Below are 16,801 nucleotides of genomic sequence, written 5' to 3'. Positions count from 1 at the left end.
GCCGGTTTACCCACCCGAGCGCTTCACCTCGAAGTAGTCGATGCGCTTGCCGCTTTCGGCAAGCGCGGAGACCTTCAGCTTCGGCGCCGTACCGGACTCCGCCTCCACCGCGAGGAACGAGAAGCCGGTGTACCGCACCCGCGACCACTGCACGGTGTCCGGGTCCGGCAGCCGCAGCTTGGTCCAGTGGAAGGTCACGATGGTGTCGTGGTCGTGGACGTTGCCCTCGTAGCTGTCCTGGACCCCGGGCCCGAAGCTGTACAGCTCTTTCCCGGCGCCGCCCGCCGTGACGTACACGATGCCGTCCCGCGTCGGGTCGGTGGACGCCCCGATCGGCACCGGCCTGCCGACCTCGCCGCCCTTGATCGCGTCCGTGCGCTCGTACACATGGTTGTGGCCGTTGATCACCAGATCGACCTGGTGCTTGGTGAACAGCGGCAGCCATGCGTCGCGCATCCCGCCGTCCGAGGCGTGGGTCGCCGTCGAGTACATGCAGTGGTGGAAGAAGACCACCACGAAGTCGATCCCGGGCTGCGCCCGCAGCTCGCCCAGGCGCTTGTCCAGCCAGGCGGTCTGCTTGCCGTCCGTGTAGCCCTTGTTGGCGGGGATCTCGTACGAGACGTCATTCGCGTCCAGCGCCACGACGCCGACGTTCCCGTAGACGAACGAATAGACGCCCGGGGCGTTCTTGGCGTCCGGTCCGTTCTCGGGCAGCGACCAGCGGGCCGACTGGCCGCCGTAGCCGTTCGGCGAGTACCACGCCTCCATGTCGTGGTTGCCGGTGGTCACCATCCACGGCACCCGCGAGGCCACGCTGTCCGTCTGCGCCAGGAACTGGTCCCACACCCGCGCGTCGTAGGTGTCCGAGTCCTTGCCGTGACCGCTGCTGTCCGCGTAGCAGATGTCGCCCGCGTGCAGATGGAACGACGGGTTCTGACCGAGGATCAACTGGTCGTTGGCCAGGGCGTGATAGCTCACGCCCTGGTCGCCGAAGGCCGTGAAGACGAACTTCTCGGGCGTCGCCGGAGCCGTGCGGAACGAGCCGATCGTGGCCAGCCGCTCCGGCGATGCGGGGTCGAAGCCGTCGTGGCCGACCCCGTAGTAGTACGTGGTCCCCGGCTTCAGCCCGTCCAGGCCCACATGCAGGTAGAACTGGTCGACGGCCGGCAGCTTCCTGGACAGGGAGGGCGTGTGCAGATCGCGCACCTCGGCCTCGATCTTCCGGCTCAGCTCCCAGGGCTTGAGGCCGACGCGCAGATACGGCTGCTTCACCGCGAACGGCACCTGCCAGGAGATCCGCATCTGGGTCTTCGGGTCGGCGCCGAAGGCGAGATGCCGGCCGAACGGCGCGACCAGCGAGCCGTCCACCGCGGCTGTCGCCGCAGCCGTGGCGAGTTCGGGGGAGGCCGCGGTGGCGGTGGATGCGCGGCCGAGCAGCAGTCCGCCGCCGCCCGCCACACCTGCCGCGAGCCCGCCGGCCAGCGCGCCGCGGCGGGACAGCTTCGGGCGTGCGTGCTTGGCGCGCAGGTACTCGTGCTGCTCCGGCATGCTCATGCGGCGGGCGAGCTGCTCGGGAATCCCGACGTGGGGGGTGTCCTCAGTCATGACACAGAACTTGCCAGTAACTTACAACTCCCGGCCAGACATTGAGTGAATGAAATTCAAACCAGTGTTGATCGATTCATGGACGTCCAGATGGTGGACATCAAGTGTCATGGGGTGGGACGGAGAGTAGGGTGCCGATATGTCTCGCAGCATCAATCTCGCAGTGATCCCCGGTGACGGCATCGGCCAGGAGGTCGTGGCCCAGGGCCTGAAGGTCCTCGCGGCTGTCCTCCCGCAAGATGTGAAGCTGGAGACCAAGGAGTACGACCTCGGCGCCCAGCGCTGGCACCGCACCGGCGAGACCCTCCCCGACGCGGAGCTCGACTCCCTCAAGAACCACGACGCGATCCTGCTCGGCGCGATCGGCGACCCGTCCGTGCCGTCCGGCGTGCTGGAGCGGGGGCTGCTGCTCAAGCTGCGGTTCGCCTTCGACCACTACGTCAACCTGCGTCCGTCGAAGCTCTTCCCGAACACCGCCACCCCGCTGGCCGGCCGCCCCGACATCGACTTCGTCGTCGTCCGCGAGGGCACCGAGGGGCCGTACACCGGCAACGGCGGTTCCCTGCGCACCGGTACGCCCGCCGAGGTGGCCACCGAGGTCAGCCTCAATACGGCGTACGGCGTCGAGCGCGTCGTCCGTGACGCGTACGAGCGGGCCAACTCCCGCCCCCGCAAGAAGCTGACGCTGGTCCACAAGAACAACGTCCTCGTCTACGCCGGCCACATGTGGAAGAACATCTTCGACGCGGTCGGCAAGGAGTACCCCGAGGTCACCACCGACTATCTGCACGTCGACGCCGCGACGATCTTCTTCGTCACCCAGCCGGAGCGCTTCGACGTCATTGTCACCGACAACCTTTTCGGTGACATTCTCACCGACCTCGCCGCTGCCGTGACCGGCGGCATCGGCCTGGCCGCGTCCGGCAACATCAACCCGACGGGCGCCTTCCCGTCGATGTTCGAACCCGTCCACGGGTCGGCGCCCGACATCGCGGGCACCGGCAAGGCGGACCCGACGGCGACCATCCTCTCCGTCGCTCTCCTGCTGCGGCACCTCGGCTTCGAGGCCGAGGCGGCACGTATCGAGGAGGCCGTCTCCGTCGACCTCGCGGGGCGCGACGGCGCCACCTTCCGTACGACGGACGAGATCGGCGACGCGCTCGCGGTACGAGTAGCGAGCTGACCCGTCGGTTCCAGTACCACCACAGCCGCCGGGTCGCATCTGCACCCGGCGGCTTCTCTTGTGCGGCCTCCGGGTGTCACCATCAACCCTGGACCGTATTCACCCCGTTTCCTGGCACAGTCCCCCCGAGCGATAATCGGACGTGGGCCGTGGCATGCGGGAATGCTCGGACGTCCTAGCAGCAGTAGCGGCGTGAGCGCGGTCCGTCACAAACAACCGGTGAAGGACACTGCACTCATGACGACGCCCACGATCGAGCTCAAGCCCTCCTCGCACCCGCTGTCCGACGCGGAGCGCGAGGCGATCCTGGCCAACCCCGGCTTCGGCCGCCACTTCACCGATCACATGGTGACGATCAAGTGGACGGAGGGGGTTGGCTGGCACGACGCTCAGCTCGTCCCGTATGCGCCGCTGTCGATCGACCCGGCCAACATGACGCTGCACTACGCGCAGGAGATCTTCGAGGGCCTGAAGGCGTACCGTCGCCCCGACGGTTCGATCGCGACCTTCCGCCCCGAGGCCAATGCCGAACGCTTCCAGAGGTCGGCCCGCCGGCTGGCGATGCCGGAGCTGCCGGTCGAGACCTTCATCGCGGCGTGCGACGCGCTCGTCCAGCAGGACAACGCGTGGGTCCCGGCGCACGGCGGCGAGTCCTCGCTCTATCTGCGCCCCTTCATGATCGCGTCCGAGGTCGGCCTGGGCGTGCGGCCCGCCAACGAGTACCTCTTCATCGTCATCGCCTCGCCCGCGGGCGCCTACTTCCCCGGCGGCGTCAAGCCGGTCTCCATCTGGCTGTCCGAGGACCGCGTGCGCGCCGTCCCCGGCGGCATGGGCGACGCCAAGACCGGCGGCAACTACGCCGCGTCCCTGCTCGCCCAGGCCGAGGCCGCCGAGAAGGGCTGCGACCAGGTCGCCTACCTCGACGCCGTGGAGCACAAGTGGGTCGAGGAACTGGGCGGCATGAACCTGTACTTCGTGTACGGGGACAAGGTCGTCACCCCGGAGCTGACCGGCTCGCTGCTCGCGGGCATCACCCGTGACTCGCTGCTGACCCTTGCCCGGGACCTGGGTTACAAGTCCGAGGAGGGCCGGATCTCCATCGAGGACTGGAAGCGTGACACCGAGAACGGCACGCTCACCGAGGTCTTCGCCTGCGGTACGGCTGCGGTCATCACCCCGGTCGGCCTGGTCAAGTCCGCGGACGGCGAATGGAAGCAGTCCGGCGGTCAGCCGGGCGAGGTCACGCTGGAGCTGCGCAAGGCGCTGCTGGACATCCAGACGGGCAAGGCGGAGGACGTCCACGGCTGGACCCACCAGCTGGGCTGACGCGTGCCGTTCAAGGGCCCGCACCCCGCCTGTCGGGGCGCGGGCCCGTTGCCACGCAGGGGTCAGGAGACAGCCACCTCGGGCTCCGGCTCCGGCGCACGCGCGCCGCGTGCGCCCAGCGCCGCGTAGGCCGCCCCGCCCACAACCCCCGACAGCACGAAGCTGCAGTCCACCCCGCCCGTCAGCGCCAGTAGCGGGCCCTCGTACAGCGGGGTGGAGACCGCGCACAGGCCGAGCGTCGCGCCGATCGCCCAGCTGACCGTGGCGCGCGGGTTCCAGCCCGCGCGGAACCAGTAAATGCCGCCGTGGGCACGGCGGTTGTAGACCTGCAGGGCCTCCGCGTCGTACGCGCCGCCGCACCGGGCGTGGGCGATCATCGTGATCACCGCCCAGGGCGTGCCGATCGCCGTGAGCAGCAGGACGAACGATGTCATCGCGGACTGCGCGTCCCAGGCGAAGTGGCCGAGGAAGACGAACACCGTCGCGACGGCCGCGACGACGAGGGTGGCCCGCGTCCGGGTGGCGCGCGGCAGGATCGCGTCCAGGTCGAGGCCCATCGAGTAGAGCATCAGGCCCGCGTTGCCGACCGAGCCCGCGGTGGCGGCGAGCAGCAGCGGGACCAGATACCAGGCCGGTGACGCGGCCACCAGCGGGCCCGCGTAGTCGAGCGCGGCACGGGCCGCCAGAGCCGTGTACGTGCCGAAGAGCTGCGGGATCAGCAGTCCCGCGATCAGGCCCAGACAGGTCGCTCGCAGGACCCGCCGCGGACTGTGCCGCAGCGGCGAGATGTAGCGCGTGTAGTCGCCGAGCAGCGTGATGAACGCGATCGGGCCGCTCAGCCCCGCGGCCACCGCGGACAGCACCCAGGTCGGCCAGAAGGCCCCCAGCAGATACGGGGTGTCGGGCGGCGCGGCCGTGGTGAGGTCGGGGGCGTACGCGACCAGGCCGAGCAGCAGCAGCGCGGTCATGCCGATCGCGAGGACCTTGCTCAGCCCGAGCAGCAGCCGGTAGCCGTAGACAGCGCCGACGACCGTACACGCGGCGAGCAGCGCGTAGACCAGAGTGTGCGCGAGCCCGCCCGTCGGCAGTCCGGCGAGCCGCGCCAGCGTCCCGAGCATCACGTCCCCGCCGATCCAGAGGGTCAGCGCGGTGTAGCCGAGCGAGAGCAGCAGCCCGACCACGGAGCCGACGAGCCGGCCGCGTACACCGAAGGCCGCGCCGCTGGACGTCGACAGATTGGTCGCGCTGCGCAGCGACACCAGGGCGAGCGGCGCGGTGACCGCGACACCGACGATCGTGCCCGCGACGATCGAGGTGACGGCCGGCCACAGGCCGAGCCCGAAGGAGACCGGCAGCCAGCCGAAGACGATGACGCCCAGGCAGAGGTTCGATCCCAGCAGGATCGAGATGAGATCGCGCGGAGTGCTGGTGCGCTCCGCCTCCGGGATCGTGTCGACTCCGCGCTGTTCTATCGGCATGAGGCCGCCCCTTACGCTCGACTGCTCTCGACTGTTTGAGTGGCGCTCAATGTGACTCAAGCAATGCTCACCCGTCAATGCTTCCGTGAAAAGAAACTCATGGTTAGAGTGGCGTTCAAACAGGAGGTGTGGTGACGTGCGACTGACCCCGACCGAGCGTGACCGGCTGCTGCTCTTCGGCGCCGCCGAACTGGCGCGGGCGCGCCGGGCCCGCGGCCTACGGCTCAATGTCCCCGAGGCCACCGCGCTCATCGCGGACACCGTCTGCGAGGCGGCCCGCGACGGCAGACGGCTCGCGGAGGCGATCGAGGCGGCGCGGAGTGTGCTGGGTCCGGACGACGTCCTGCCCGGTGTCGCGGACGTGGTCACGGAGGTGCATGTGGAGGCCGTCTTCGACGACGGGTCACGGCTCGCGGTCGTCTCGGAGCCCATCGGGAGCGGTCCCGGCGCGCGGCTCGGCGACCGCGCGCCCGGCGCCGTCATCCCCGCGCCGCCGCGCCCCGAGCCCGACCCCACGCTGCGGCTGACCGTGCGCAACACCGCCACCGTGCCGGTGAGCGTCACGTCCCACTTCCACTTCTTCGAGGCCAACCCCCGGCTCGACTTCGACCGGGCGGCCGCGTACGGCATGCGGCTGTGCGTCCCGGCCGGCTCCTCGACGCGCTTCGACCCGGGCGGCGAGGCCGAGGTCGGTCTCGTCCCCATCGGCGGCGACCGGATCGCGATCGGCTTCGCCGGTCTGGTCGACGGTCCGCTGGACGCGCCGGGCGCGAAGGAGGAGGCCCTGCGACGCGCGGCGGCCTGCGGCTACCTGGGAGTGGAGGGCAACTGATGGACCCGTACGAGTACGCGAGCGTGCACGGACCGCGCGCCGGGGACCGGGTCGTCCTCGGCGACTCAGGCCTGGTCGTGCGCGTCGAGTCGGACTCGCAGAAGCCGGGGGACGAATTCCTCGCCGGATTCGGCAAGACCGCGCGCGACGGGCTGCACCTCAAGGCCGCGGCCGTCCGCGAGACCTGCGACGTCGTGATCAGCAATGTGCTGGTCATCGACCCCGTTCAGGGCATCCGCAAGGTCTCCGTCGGCATCCGCGAGGGCCGCATCGCGGCGATCGGGCGGGCCGGTAACCCGGACACTCTCGACGGCGTCGACGTCGTCGTCGGCACCGGCACGTCGATCGCCTCCGGCGAGGGCCTGATCGCCACCGCCGGAGCCGTCGACACCCATGTCCATCTGCTCTCGCCGCGGATCATGGAGGCCTCGCTGGCCTCCGGCGTCACCACCGTCATCGGCCAGGAGTTCGGCCCCGTGTGGGGCGTCGGCGTCAACTCGCCGTGGGCGCTGCGCCACGCCTTCAACGCCTTCGACGCCTGGCCGGTCAACATCGGCTTCCTGGCGCGTGGTTCGTCCTCCGACGACGCGCCGCTGGTCGAGGCGCTCGCCGAGGGCGGCGCGTCCGGCTTCAAGGTCCACGAGGACATGGGCGCGCATACGCGTGCGCTGGACACGGCCCTGCGGGTCGCCGAGGAGTACGACGTCCAGGTCGCCCTGCACAGCGACGGGCTGAACGAGTGCCTGTCGGTCGAGGACACCCTTCGCGTGCTCGACGGCCGTACGATCCACGCCTTCCACATCGAGGGCTGCGGCGGCGGACACGTACCGAACGTGCTCAAGATGGCGGGCGTCCCGAATGTCATCGGCTCCTCCACCAACCCGACCCTCCCCTTCGGCCGGGACGCGGTCGCCGAGCACTACGGGATGATCGTCTCCGTACACGACCTCAAGACCGACCTGCCTGGCGACGCCGCGATGGCCCGCGACCGGATCAGGGCCGGGACGATGGGCGCGGAGGATGTGCTGCACGACCTCGGCGCGATCGGGATCACCTCGTCGGACGCGCAGGGGATGGGGCGCGCGGGCGAGACCGTGCGCCGCACCTTCGCGATGGCCGGGAAGATGAAGGCCGAGCTGGGCCCGATGGAGGGCGACGGCGCGCATGACGACAACGCGCGCGTGCTGCGGTACATGGCGAAGCTGACGATCAACCCCGCGATCGCGCACGGGCTCGCGCACGAGATCGGCTCGATCGAGGTGGGCAAGCTGGCCGACGTCGTGCTGTGGAAGCCGCAGTACTTCGGGGCGAAGCCGCAGCTCGTACTGAAGTCGGGCTTCCCGGCGTACGGAGTGACGGGCGACCCGAACGCCGCGACCGACACCTGCGAACCGCTGGTCCTGGGGCCGCAGTTCGGGGCGTACGGAGCAACGGCGGCGGACATCTCGGTCGCCTTCGTGGCCAAGGCCGCGACCGAGCTGGGCTCCGACCTGATGCCGACGCGCCGCCGCCGGGTCGCCGTGCGCGGCACGCGCGGCATCGGCCCGGCGGATCTGCGGCTCAACTCACGGATCGGTGATGTGGGGGTGGACGGCCGCACCGGTCTGGTCACCCTCGACGGCGATGCGCTGCGCTCCGAGCCCGCGGACTCGGTCTCCCTCAACCGCCTCTATTTCCTGTAATCGACTATTTTCCTGTAATCGACACAGTCTCTAGGAATCACTCATGACCTTCCGTATGCCGCCCGAGTGGGCCCCGCACGAGCGCACCTGGATGGCCTGGCCCGGCCCCAACGTCACCTTCTCCGGCGACGACCTCGCCGAGTCCCGCCGGGCGTGGGCCTCCGTCGCCCATGCGGTACGCCGCTTCGAGCCGGTGACCATGGTCGTGGGCACAGGCCAGGCGGAGGGGGCCCGCGCGCTCCTCGGCCCGGACATCGACCTGGTCGAGCGCGAGCTGGACGACGCGTGGATGCGCGACATCGGCCCGACGTTCGTCACCGACGGCAGCCGACTGGCCGCCGTGGACTGGGTGTTCAACGGCTGGGGTGCCCAGGACTGGGCCACCTGGGAGCACGACGCGAAGATCGCCCGTCAGGTCGCGGACCTCGTCGGCGTGCCGGTCCACAGCTCGCCCCTGGTCAACGAGGGCGGCGGCATCCACGTCGACGGCGAGGGCACGGTGCTGCTCACCGAGACGGTGCAGCTCGGCCCCGAGCGCAACCCCGGCTGGACGAAGGCCGAGGCCGAGGCGGAGATCCACGCCAAGCTCGGCACGACGAAGGCGATCTGGCTTCGGCGCGGCCTGACGGCCGACTACCCGCCCCACGGCTTCGGCACCCTGGGCCACGTCGACATCGTGGCGGCCTTCGCCGGTCCGGGCGTGATCGTCGCCCACACCCAGCCCGACCCGGCCCACCCCGACCATGAGCTCTGCAAGGAGAACGTGGCGCTGCTGGGGACCCAGAAGGACGCCCGCGGCCGCCGCATCGAGGTCGTAGAAGTCCCGGCACCGACGGTGGTGCGCGACGAGGACGGGGAGTGGGCCGACTACTCGTACATCAACCACTACGTCTGCAACGGCGGCGTGGTGCTGTGTGCCTTCGACGACCCGCGTGACGAGATCGCGGCCGGCATCTTCCGCCGGCTCTATCCCGGCCGCACGGTCACGCTGGTCGACGCCCGGACGATCTTCGCCGGGGGCGGCGGCATCCACTGCATCACGCAGCAGCAGCCGAGGGTCTGAAAACGGTTCGGTGCGGCCGTGGGCGGCGTGGCAGCCTGCGGCCGGACCGTATGGCCGAGTACGGCTGCGCGATCAGGTAGAACGTACGAGTGAACGTACTGCTCCGTGATCCGGAGGCTGCCGTATGACTCCCGCCCCGCGCCGCCGCAGCACCGCGCCGCCCCGCGAGGAGCTGCTTGCCGCCGCCATGGCCACCATCGCCGAGCGCGGGCTCGACGGGCTGACCATGGCCGGGCTCGGGCGGGAGGTCGGGATGAGCAGTGGGCATCTCCTCTACTACTTCCGCACCAAGGACGAGCTCCTGCTCCAGACCCTCGAATGGAGCGAAGGCCGTCTCGGCGCCCAGCGCAGCGCCCTGCTTTCCCAGCAGGCGCCCGTCGCCGAGCGGCTCGCCGCGTACGTCGATCTGTACGTCCCCGACGGACCCCGCGACCCGCACTGGACCCTCTGGCTGGAGGTCTGGAACCGCTCGCAGAACGCCGACGCCGACGCCCGCGCCCGCCAGGCCGCGATCGAGGGCGCCTGGCACCGCGACCTGGTCGCGCTGCTCGCCGAGGGCATCTCCCGCGGCGAGTTCCGCACCGTCGACCCCGACCGCTTCGCCGCCCGGCTGCGCGCGCTCCTCGACGGGTTCAGCGTCCATGTAGCGGTCGGGATACCCGGCACCGGACGGCCCCAAGTCCTCGCCCACGTGCGGGAGTTCCTCGACGACACCTTGCTTCCGTGAACGCAACGAAGGTAAGTACTCCCGATCGTTGCGCCCCGCTCCCTTGATCGCCTTCTGCCCCTCCGGCACGGTGGCCCCCCATGGGACGAGAGCACTGGAAGAAGATCTGGGTCGGCTCGGCCGGCAACATGGTCGAGTGGTTCGACTGGTTCGTGTACGCAACCTTCGCGGTGTACTTCGCGGACTCGTTCTTCCCCAAGGGAAATGAGACCGCGAACCTCATGAACACCATGGGGATCTTCGCGGTCGGCTTCTTCATGCGGCCGGTCGGCGGCTGGCTGCTCGGCCGGATCGGCGACCGCAAGGGCCGCAAGGCCGCGCTGACCATGACCGTCACCCTCATGTCGGCGTCCGCGATCCTCATCGCGATCGCGCCGACCTACGAGGTCGCGGGCTACGGCGGCGTCGCCGTCCTGCTGGTCGCCCGGCTGCTCCAGGGCCTGTCGGTCGGCGGCGAGTACGCCGCCAGCGCCACGTATCTCACCGAGGCGTCCGCACCCTCGAAGCGTGGCTTCGCCTCCAGCTTCCAGTACGTGTCGATGACCGCAGGCCAGCTGGTCGGCCTCGGCCTGCAGATCATCCTGCAGCGCAACATGTCCGAGGCGGCGCTGCACAGCTGGGGCTGGCGCATCCCCTTCGTCATCGGCGCGCTGGGCGCGGCCATCGTCTTCTATCTGCGCCGCAACATGCTCGAGACCGAGGTGTACGAAGACTCGGGCGCCGCGCGGGACGAGGACCGCGGCACCCTGAAGGCGCTGTGGGCGCACAAGCGCGAGGCGTTCCTGGTGATCGCCCTGACCATGGGCGGGACCGCCGCGTACTACACGTACACGACCTACCTCACCAAGTTCCTCTCCAAGAGCGCGGGAATGGAGAAGTCGACCGCCTCGCTGGTCAGCTTCTGCGCGCTGTTCGTCTTCATGTGCCTGCAGCCGCTGGCGGGCGCGCTGTCCGACCGGATCGGCCGCCGCCCGCTGCTGATCAGCTTCGCGGTCGGCTCGACCTTCCTGACCGTGCCGATCATGACGATGCTCAAGCACGCGGGGTCCTTCTGGCCGGCCTTCGGTCTGGCGCTTCTCGCGCTGGTCGTCGTCACCGGCTACACGTCGATCAACGCGTGCGTGAAGGCGGAGCTGTTCCCGACGGGCATCCGGGCGCTGGGTGTGGCCTTCCCTTACGCGATCGCGAACGCGCTGTTCGGAGGCACGGCGGAGTATGTCGCGCTGTGGTTCAAGGACGCGGGCGTGGAGTCGGGCTACTACTGGTATGTGGCGGGGTGCGCGGCGGTGTCGCTGGTGGTGTACGTGACGATGCGCGAGACGCGCGACATCGACCTGAACCGGGTGAGTGCCCCCACCCCGCCCCTTCCCGAAACCGGGGCTCCGCCCCGAACCCCGGCCCTCAACCGCCGGACGGGCTAGAAGGGCTGGGGCTCTGCGCCGGACCCTGGTCCTCAGTCGCTGGACGGGCTGAAGATCTGGGGCTCTGCCCCCGGACCTCGGTCCTCAGTCGCCGTACGGGCTAGAAGAGCTGGAGCTCTGCCCTGGACCCTGGTCCTCAGTCGCCGGACGGGCTGAAGGGCTGGGGCTCTGCGCCGGACCCTGGTCCTCAACAGCCGGACGGGCTGAAGAGCCGGGGCTCTGCCCCGGACCCCGGCCCTCAACGGCCGGACGGGCTAGACGTGCCGGGGCTCCGCCCCCAGACCCGGTCCTCAGTCGCCGGACGGCTGAAAATACTCGCCCGACGGGCTGGCTTTCCGCCCGGCGGGCTGACGTTTCAGCCCACCCGGGGCTGAAATTCAGCCCCGCCGGCGATTGAGGCGCGGGGGTCTGGGGGCGGAGCCCCCAGGTGCGGCCGGCCGCACGAGCCCCCAGGTCACCGGGCGCCCGCATCGTGAGACCCCCGCCCGCCCGCCGCAGGCGTATGGCAGACTGCGACCGTGCTTACGTTCGCCACGATTATGGGCAGCAGGCGCGCCGGTCCGCAGTGATCGCCTCGTACCACCACATACGACGCGACCACCGTGCCTCAGACCCGCGCGCAGACCTCTCGCACCCGCGAGAGGTTTTTTCCTTTTACGGCCTCACCCCGGCCAAGAACGAGTCGCGCGAAGATGGGGGCAAGTGGAGCCAGCATTTCCGGAGCCACGAATCCGACAGGAGTCAATTCAGCCATGACCACGGAGACCGACGACAGCTTTCATGTCTTCGACACGACGCTGCGCGACGGAGCCCAGCGCGAGGGCATCAACCTCACCGTCGCGGACAAGCTGACCATCGCCCGGCACCTGGACGACTTCGGCGTGGGGTTCATCGAGGGCGGCTGGCCCGGCGCCAATCCGCGGGACACGGAGTTCTTCTCCCGTGCCCAGCAGGAGATCACCTTCAAGCACGCCCAGCTCGTCGCCTTCGGCGCCACCCGCCGCCCCGGTGCCAAGGCCGCCGAAGACCCCCAGGTCAGAGCCCTCCTCGAAGCGGGCGCCCCGGTGATCACGCTGGTCGCCAAATCGCACGACCGGCATGTGGAGCTGGCCCTGCGGACCACGCTCGGCGAGAACCTGGAGATGGTCCGCGACACCGTCTCCTACCTGCGCGAACAGGGCCGCCGGGTATTCGTGGACTGCGAGCACTTCTTCGACGGCTACCGCGCCAATCCGGAGTACGCCAAGTCCGTCGTGCGCACGGCGGCCGGCGCCGGCGCCGACGTCGTCGTGCTGTGCGACACCAACGGCGGGATGCTGCCCGCCCAGATCCAGGCCGTCGTAGCCACCGTCCTCGCCGACACCGGCGCGCGCCTGGGCATCCACGCCCAGGACGACACGGGCTGCGCCGTCGCCAACACCCTGGCCGCGGTCGACGCGGGCGCCACCCACGTCCAGTGCACCGCCAATGGCTACGGCGAGCGCGTCGGCAACGCCAACCTCTTCCCGGTCGTGGCTGCCCTGGAGCTCAAGTACGCCAAGAAGGTGCTCCCCGAGGGCGCGCTGGCCGACATGACCCGGATCTCGCACGCGATCGCCGAGGTCGTCAACCTGACGCCCTCCACCCACCAGCCCTATGTGGGTGTATCCGCCTTCGCCCACAAGGCCGGACTGCACGCCTCCGCCATCAAGGTCGACCCCGATCTGTACCAGCACATCGACCCCGAGCAGGTCGGCAACACCATGCGGATGCTCGTCTCCGACATGGCGGGCCGCGCCTCGATCGAGCTCAAGGGCAAGGAGCTCGGTATCGACCTCGGCGGCGACCGCGAGCTCGTCGGGCGGGTCGTCGAGCGGGTCAAGGAGCGCGAGCTCAAGGGCTACACCTACGAGGCTGCCGACGCCTCCTTCGAGCTGCTGCTGCGCGCCGAGGCCGAGGGCCGGCCCCGCCGTTACTTCCGTACGGAGTCCTGGCGGGCGATTGTCGAGGACCGCCCCGACGGCACCCACGCCAACGAAGCCACCGTGAAGCTGTGGGCCAAGGGCGAGCGCATCGTCGCCACCGCCGAGGGCAACGGCCCGGTCAACGCGCTGGACCGGGCGATGCGGGTCGGCCTGGAGAAGATCTACCCGCAGCTCGCCAAGCTGGAGCTGATCGACTACAAGGTCCGCATCCTCGAAGGCCGCCACGGCACCGAGTCCACCACTCGCGTGCTGATCACGACGGGCGACGGAAGCGGCGAATGGGCCACCGTCGGCGTCGCCGAAAATGTCATCGCCGCCTCCTGGCAGGCCCTGGAGGACGCTTACACCTACGGTCTGCTGCGCGCCGGCGTCGAACCGGCCGAGTAGCCGCCCACGCGGGTCAGGCCTGGAGCCGCCACTTCTGGTTGGCGGCTCCGGTGCAGGACCAGATCTGTGCACGCGTGCCGTTCGCCGATGAGTTGTCCGAGACGTCCAGGCACTTGTCGGCCGGGACGTTCACCAGATCGCCGGTGGACGACTCGTAGCGCCACTGCTGCGCGCCCGAGCCGTTGCACCCGTACAGCTGCACCTTCGCGCCGTCGGCCGTCGAACCCGCGGTCACGTCCAGGCACTTGCCGCGTGCCTGGACGGTGCCGTCCGCGCGGACGGTCCAGCGCTGGGCGACGGAGCCGTTGCAGTCCCACAGCTGGACGGCCGTGCCGTCGGCGCTGGAGCCGCCCGCCACATCGAGGCACTTTCCGGCCAGGCCGACGAGGCTGCCCGCAGCGTCCGAGCCGCCGCCCGCCTGGGTGCCGGACCAGGTGAAGGTCGCCGACGTCTTGCCGGGCAGGGAGTAAGTGACGTGCTGGCCACCCCAGTTGACCGTGATGCTCTGTGCCGACGACGCGTCGTTGTACGCGATCAGCGCCTTCGAGCCGTCAGGGTTGCGCCAGGCCACGTTCGGCACGGCCGAGCTCGCCGTGGACGCGATCCGATGGGCGCCCGGCTTCACGAACTTCGTGAGGTGGCCCATCGTGTAGTACTCGATCATGTAGTCGACCTGGCCGTGCCGGCCGTCGCCGTTGTGCACGGTGATCAGGCCGTCGCAGACCCCGCAGCCGCCGTTGTGCGGGCCGCGGTTCTGGTCGACCGCGAGGGACCATTTGGTCACCGACTTCGCCCAGTTACGGGTGTAGTCGATGATGTTCATCATGTCCTCGCGCTGCTGATTGGCGATCCAGGTGCCGCCCGAGTGCTCGGTCTGGAAGGCGTCCAGCTGCGGATGCTGGTTGTGGACCTCTGTCTGCTTGGAGACGTTGCCGCCGTAGCCGTGCCAGGCGATGCCGCCGAAGTTGGGGTGGCTGCGCACAGCCGCGTCGTTCACCGTCTGGGCGGCGTAGGCGTCGTACGTGTCCCAATTCCAGTCGTGCGCCATGACCTTGGTCGCCAAGCCCGCTCCCTGGAGCTTCGGCAGCAGCTCGTTCTTGGTGAAGTAGGCGAGGCCCGAGGCGTTCCAGCTCATGGACGGGTAGCTGTCGCAGCAGGTCGGCTCGTTCTGGGCGGTGACATAGTCGACCGGGACGCCCTGGTCGCGGTAGGCCTGCAGATACTTCACGAAGTAGTTCGCGTACGCGCCGTAGAACTCTGATTTCAGCCAGCCGCCGTTGAGCTGCCCGCTGTCCTTCATCCAGGCGGGCGCGGTCCACGGCGAGGCCATCGTGGTGAGGGAAGGGTTCAGCTGCTTGGCCTGCTTGGTCAGCGGCAGCACATCCGCGAGATCGTGCGCGATGGAGAACTTCGACAGCGACGGGTCACTCTGCCCGGCCGGGACGTCGTCGTACGTATAGCCGAAGCGGGCCAGGTCGGAGCCGCCCATCGGGTTGCGTACGAAGGACAGCCCGATCCCCTCGGTGGGGGAGAAGAGCTTCTTCATCGTCTCGTCGCGGGTCGCCTGGGTCAGCGCGCCGCTGCCCTTCATCAGCCAGGCCGCGGTGTCGGTGAAGGACGCCCCGCCCCCCGTGAACGTCTGGAAGCGGGTGTTCTCGTCGACGGTGACACTGGCGCCGCTGCCGCCGGTGCCCGGCTGGAAGTTGACGGGTGTCTGCTGCTGGAGTCCGCGGGTGACATTGCGGCCGCGGTCGTCGTTCGTCGTGGTCAGCCAGATGTTCACCTGCTCGCCCGCGGCGTGAGCGGAGCCGGTCGTCAGACCAGTGAGCCCGGCGGCGGCCAGGGCCGATGCGAGCAGGATTCTGATCGTTCTCGTACGTCGTGCCATGGGCTGGGCCCTCTCTGGCAGAGGTGTGGGGGACGAGGCGTGAGTGAACTGCCGTTGGCTACGGCCGTCAAGGGTTTGCGCATTCAGAGCCTGAACGCACAACCCCCTTCAGGCGCCGGAAACTTGGGAATAAAGGGATCTCGGTGTGAAGTCTTGACGGCGCGGTGGAACGCCGATTGACTCGCGCGCACCATCGGTACCGGTTCCGGCACCGGTTCCGGAACTTGACCCGAAGGGCTCCGATGCGTGTCACGATCGCCGATGTCGCACGTGAGGCGGGTGTCAGCAAGACAACCGTGTCCCGCGTCCTGAACACCAAGGGCGAAGTGGACGTCACGACGGCCGCCCGCGTTCGTGAAGTGATCGCAAGCCTCGGCTATGTGCCCAGCAGCGGTGCCGTCGGCCTGGCCCGCGGCAGCAGCCGTACGGTCGGCATGCTCACGCCCCCGCTCAACTGGCCGTGGATGGGCGAAGTCCTCCAGGGAGTCGTCGACACCGTCGAGGCCGCCGGATACGGGCTGCTGCTCTTCACCTGCAATCGCGGCGCCGAGTCCGTGGAGCACTTCACCAGTCAGGTCTCGGCCCGCGCCTTCGACGGACTGCTCCTGGTCGAACCCGAGAACACCCTCGACACGATCACCGCCATGCACCGCAAGGGCCTCCCGGTCGTGTTGATCGACGACCGCGGCCACCACCCGGAGTTCCCGTCCGTCGCGACCACCAACCGCGAAGGCGGAGCCGCCGCCGCCCGCCATCTCATCGCCGCGGGCCGCACCCGCCCGCTCATCGTCACCGGCCGCCGCCACTTCGGCTGCGTACGCGACCGGTTGGCAGGCTTCCTCGACGTCCTGCCGACCGGCCTGATCGCCGAGGGGGACTTCACCGAGGCCTCCGGTCGGCTCGCGGTCGAGCGGGCACTCGCCGGCGGCACGCCTTTCGACTCGGTCTTCGCGCACAACGACCTCAGCGCGGCGGGCGCGCTGCGGGCGCTGCGCGCGGCAGGCCGGACCGTGCCGGACGACATCGCCGTGGTCGGTTTCGACGACATACCCATGGCCCAGCACACCGAGCCGCCGCTGACCACCGTCCGCCAGCCCATGCGGGAGATGGGCGAGACGGCGGCGCGGATGCTCCTCGCACACCTGGGCGGCACCCCTGCCCCCGACGAGCCCGTCGTCCTGCCCACCGAATTGATCGTCCGGCGTTCCGCACCCGCGTCGTGACCTCCGCAGTACCCGTCCGTAC

At 69.7% G+C, this 16,801-nt stretch carries 12 protein-coding genes; 9 read left to right on the top strand and 3 right to left on the bottom strand.

Annotation, left to right across the window (positions count from 1 at the left end):
• Positions 1-6 precede the first annotated feature (6 nt).
• A complete protein-coding gene (locus ACZ3H8_RS31090; protein WP_467407518.1) occupies positions 7-1,605 on the bottom strand; it encodes a purple acid phosphatase family protein in 1,599 nt (532 codons plus the stop codon).
• Positions 1,606-1,744: 139 nt separating this feature from the next.
• On the opposite strand from ACZ3H8_RS31090, the gene ACZ3H8_RS31085 reads away from it, so the two are divergent.
• Together ACZ3H8_RS31085 and ACZ3H8_RS31080 are read left to right on the top strand one after the other, a co-directional pair.
• Positions 1,745-2,788 (top strand): 3-isopropylmalate dehydrogenase, encoded by a 1,044-nt coding sequence (locus ACZ3H8_RS31085; protein ID WP_467407517.1) that lies wholly within the window; start codon positions 1,745-1,747, stop codon positions 2,786-2,788.
• Positions 2,789-3,025: 237 nt separating this feature from the next.
• Positions 3,026-4,114 (top strand): branched-chain amino acid aminotransferase, encoded by a 1,089-nt coding sequence (locus tag ACZ3H8_RS31080; RefSeq protein WP_467407515.1) that lies wholly within the window; start codon positions 3,026-3,028, stop codon positions 4,112-4,114.
• A 62-nt stretch (positions 4,115-4,176) separates the two neighbouring features.
• On the opposite strand, the gene ACZ3H8_RS31075 is transcribed toward ACZ3H8_RS31080, so the two are convergent.
• Positions 4,177-5,592, bottom strand: a complete 1,416-nt coding sequence (locus ACZ3H8_RS31075; protein WP_467407514.1) for a cytosine permease — start codon at positions 5,590-5,592, stop codon at positions 4,177-4,179.
• Positions 5,593-5,728: 136 nt separating this feature from the next.
• Here ACZ3H8_RS31075 and ureA point away from each other — a divergent pair, with 136 nt between their 5' ends.
• From ureA to cimA, 6 genes are all read left to right on the top strand, one after another.
• Positions 5,729-6,424: an urease subunit gamma gene (ureA, locus tag ACZ3H8_RS31070; RefSeq protein ID WP_467407512.1), complete on the top strand. Its 696-nt coding sequence runs from the start codon at positions 5,729-5,731 to the stop codon at positions 6,422-6,424.
• Entirely contained in the window at positions 6,424-8,106 is a 1,683-nt protein-coding gene (locus ACZ3H8_RS31065) for an urease subunit alpha (protein ID WP_467407510.1), read from the top strand. Before ureA ends, ACZ3H8_RS31065 begins: the two co-directional genes overlap by 1 nt.
• A gap of 43 nt (positions 8,107-8,149) precedes the next feature.
• Positions 8,150-9,169, top strand: a complete 1,020-nt coding sequence (locus tag ACZ3H8_RS31060) for an agmatine deiminase family protein (RefSeq protein WP_467407509.1) — start codon at positions 8,150-8,152, stop codon at positions 9,167-9,169.
• A 124-nt stretch (positions 9,170-9,293) separates the two neighbouring features.
• Positions 9,294-9,896, top strand: a complete 603-nt coding sequence (locus ACZ3H8_RS31055) for a TetR/AcrR family transcriptional regulator (protein WP_467407507.1) — start codon at positions 9,294-9,296, stop codon at positions 9,894-9,896.
• A gap of 80 nt (positions 9,897-9,976) precedes the next feature.
• Complete coding sequence (locus tag ACZ3H8_RS31050; RefSeq protein WP_467407505.1) at positions 9,977-11,317, top strand: MFS transporter; 1,341 nt, start codon at positions 9,977-9,979, stop codon at positions 11,315-11,317.
• Between the two features lie 752 nt (positions 11,318-12,069).
• On the top strand, positions 12,070-13,668 hold the full coding sequence (gene cimA / locus ACZ3H8_RS31045) for a citramalate synthase (RefSeq protein ID WP_467407504.1): 1,599 nt from the start codon (positions 12,070-12,072) through the stop codon (positions 13,666-13,668).
• Between the two features lie 13 nt (positions 13,669-13,681).
• Here cimA and ACZ3H8_RS31040 read toward each other — a convergent pair whose 3' ends face one another.
• Complete coding sequence (locus tag ACZ3H8_RS31040; protein ID WP_467407503.1) at positions 13,682-15,556, bottom strand: ricin-type beta-trefoil lectin domain protein; 1,875 nt, start codon at positions 15,554-15,556, stop codon at positions 13,682-13,684.
• A 242-nt stretch (positions 15,557-15,798) separates the two neighbouring features.
• On the opposite strand from ACZ3H8_RS31040, the gene ACZ3H8_RS31035 reads away from it, so the two are divergent.
• Positions 15,799-16,779, top strand: a complete 981-nt coding sequence (locus ACZ3H8_RS31035; protein WP_467407501.1) for a LacI family DNA-binding transcriptional regulator — start codon at positions 15,799-15,801, stop codon at positions 16,777-16,779.
• Positions 16,780-16,801: the final 22 nt, after the last annotated feature.

The organism is Streptomyces sp. NPDC002868 (genome assembly GCF_055563295.1).
Note: the sequence above shows the minus strand (reverse complement) of the source record. Positions and strands in the feature narration are given on the sequence as shown.

Coding starts and splice junctions, on each gene's coding strand:
- ACZ3H8_RS31085 (WP_467407517.1), top strand. CDS start 1,745: ATGTCTCGCAGCATCAATCTCGCAGTGATCCCCGGTGACGGCATCGGC.
- ACZ3H8_RS31090 (WP_467407518.1), bottom strand. CDS start 1,605: ATGACTGAGGACACCCCCCACGTCGGGATTCCCGAGCAGCTCGCCCGC.
- ACZ3H8_RS31075 (WP_467407514.1), bottom strand. CDS start 5,592: ATGCCGATAGAACAGCGCGGAGTCGACACGATCCCGGAGGCGGAGCGC.
- ACZ3H8_RS31065 (WP_467407510.1), top strand. CDS start 6,424: ATGGACCCGTACGAGTACGCGAGCGTGCACGGACCGCGCGCCGGGGAC.
- cimA (WP_467407504.1), top strand. CDS start 12,070: ATGACCACGGAGACCGACGACAGCTTTCATGTCTTCGACACGACGCTG.
- ACZ3H8_RS31040 (WP_467407503.1), bottom strand. CDS start 15,556: ATGGCACGACGTACGAGAACGATCAGAATCCTGCTCGCATCGGCCCTG.
- ACZ3H8_RS31080 (WP_467407515.1), top strand. CDS start 3,026: ATGACGACGCCCACGATCGAGCTCAAGCCCTCCTCGCACCCGCTGTCC.
- ACZ3H8_RS31055 (WP_467407507.1), top strand. CDS start 9,294: ATGACTCCCGCCCCGCGCCGCCGCAGCACCGCGCCGCCCCGCGAGGAG.
- ACZ3H8_RS31035 (WP_467407501.1), top strand. CDS start 15,799: ATGCGTGTCACGATCGCCGATGTCGCACGTGAGGCGGGTGTCAGCAAG.
- ACZ3H8_RS31050 (WP_467407505.1), top strand. CDS start 9,977: ATGGGACGAGAGCACTGGAAGAAGATCTGGGTCGGCTCGGCCGGCAAC.
- ACZ3H8_RS31060 (WP_467407509.1), top strand. CDS start 8,150: ATGACCTTCCGTATGCCGCCCGAGTGGGCCCCGCACGAGCGCACCTGG.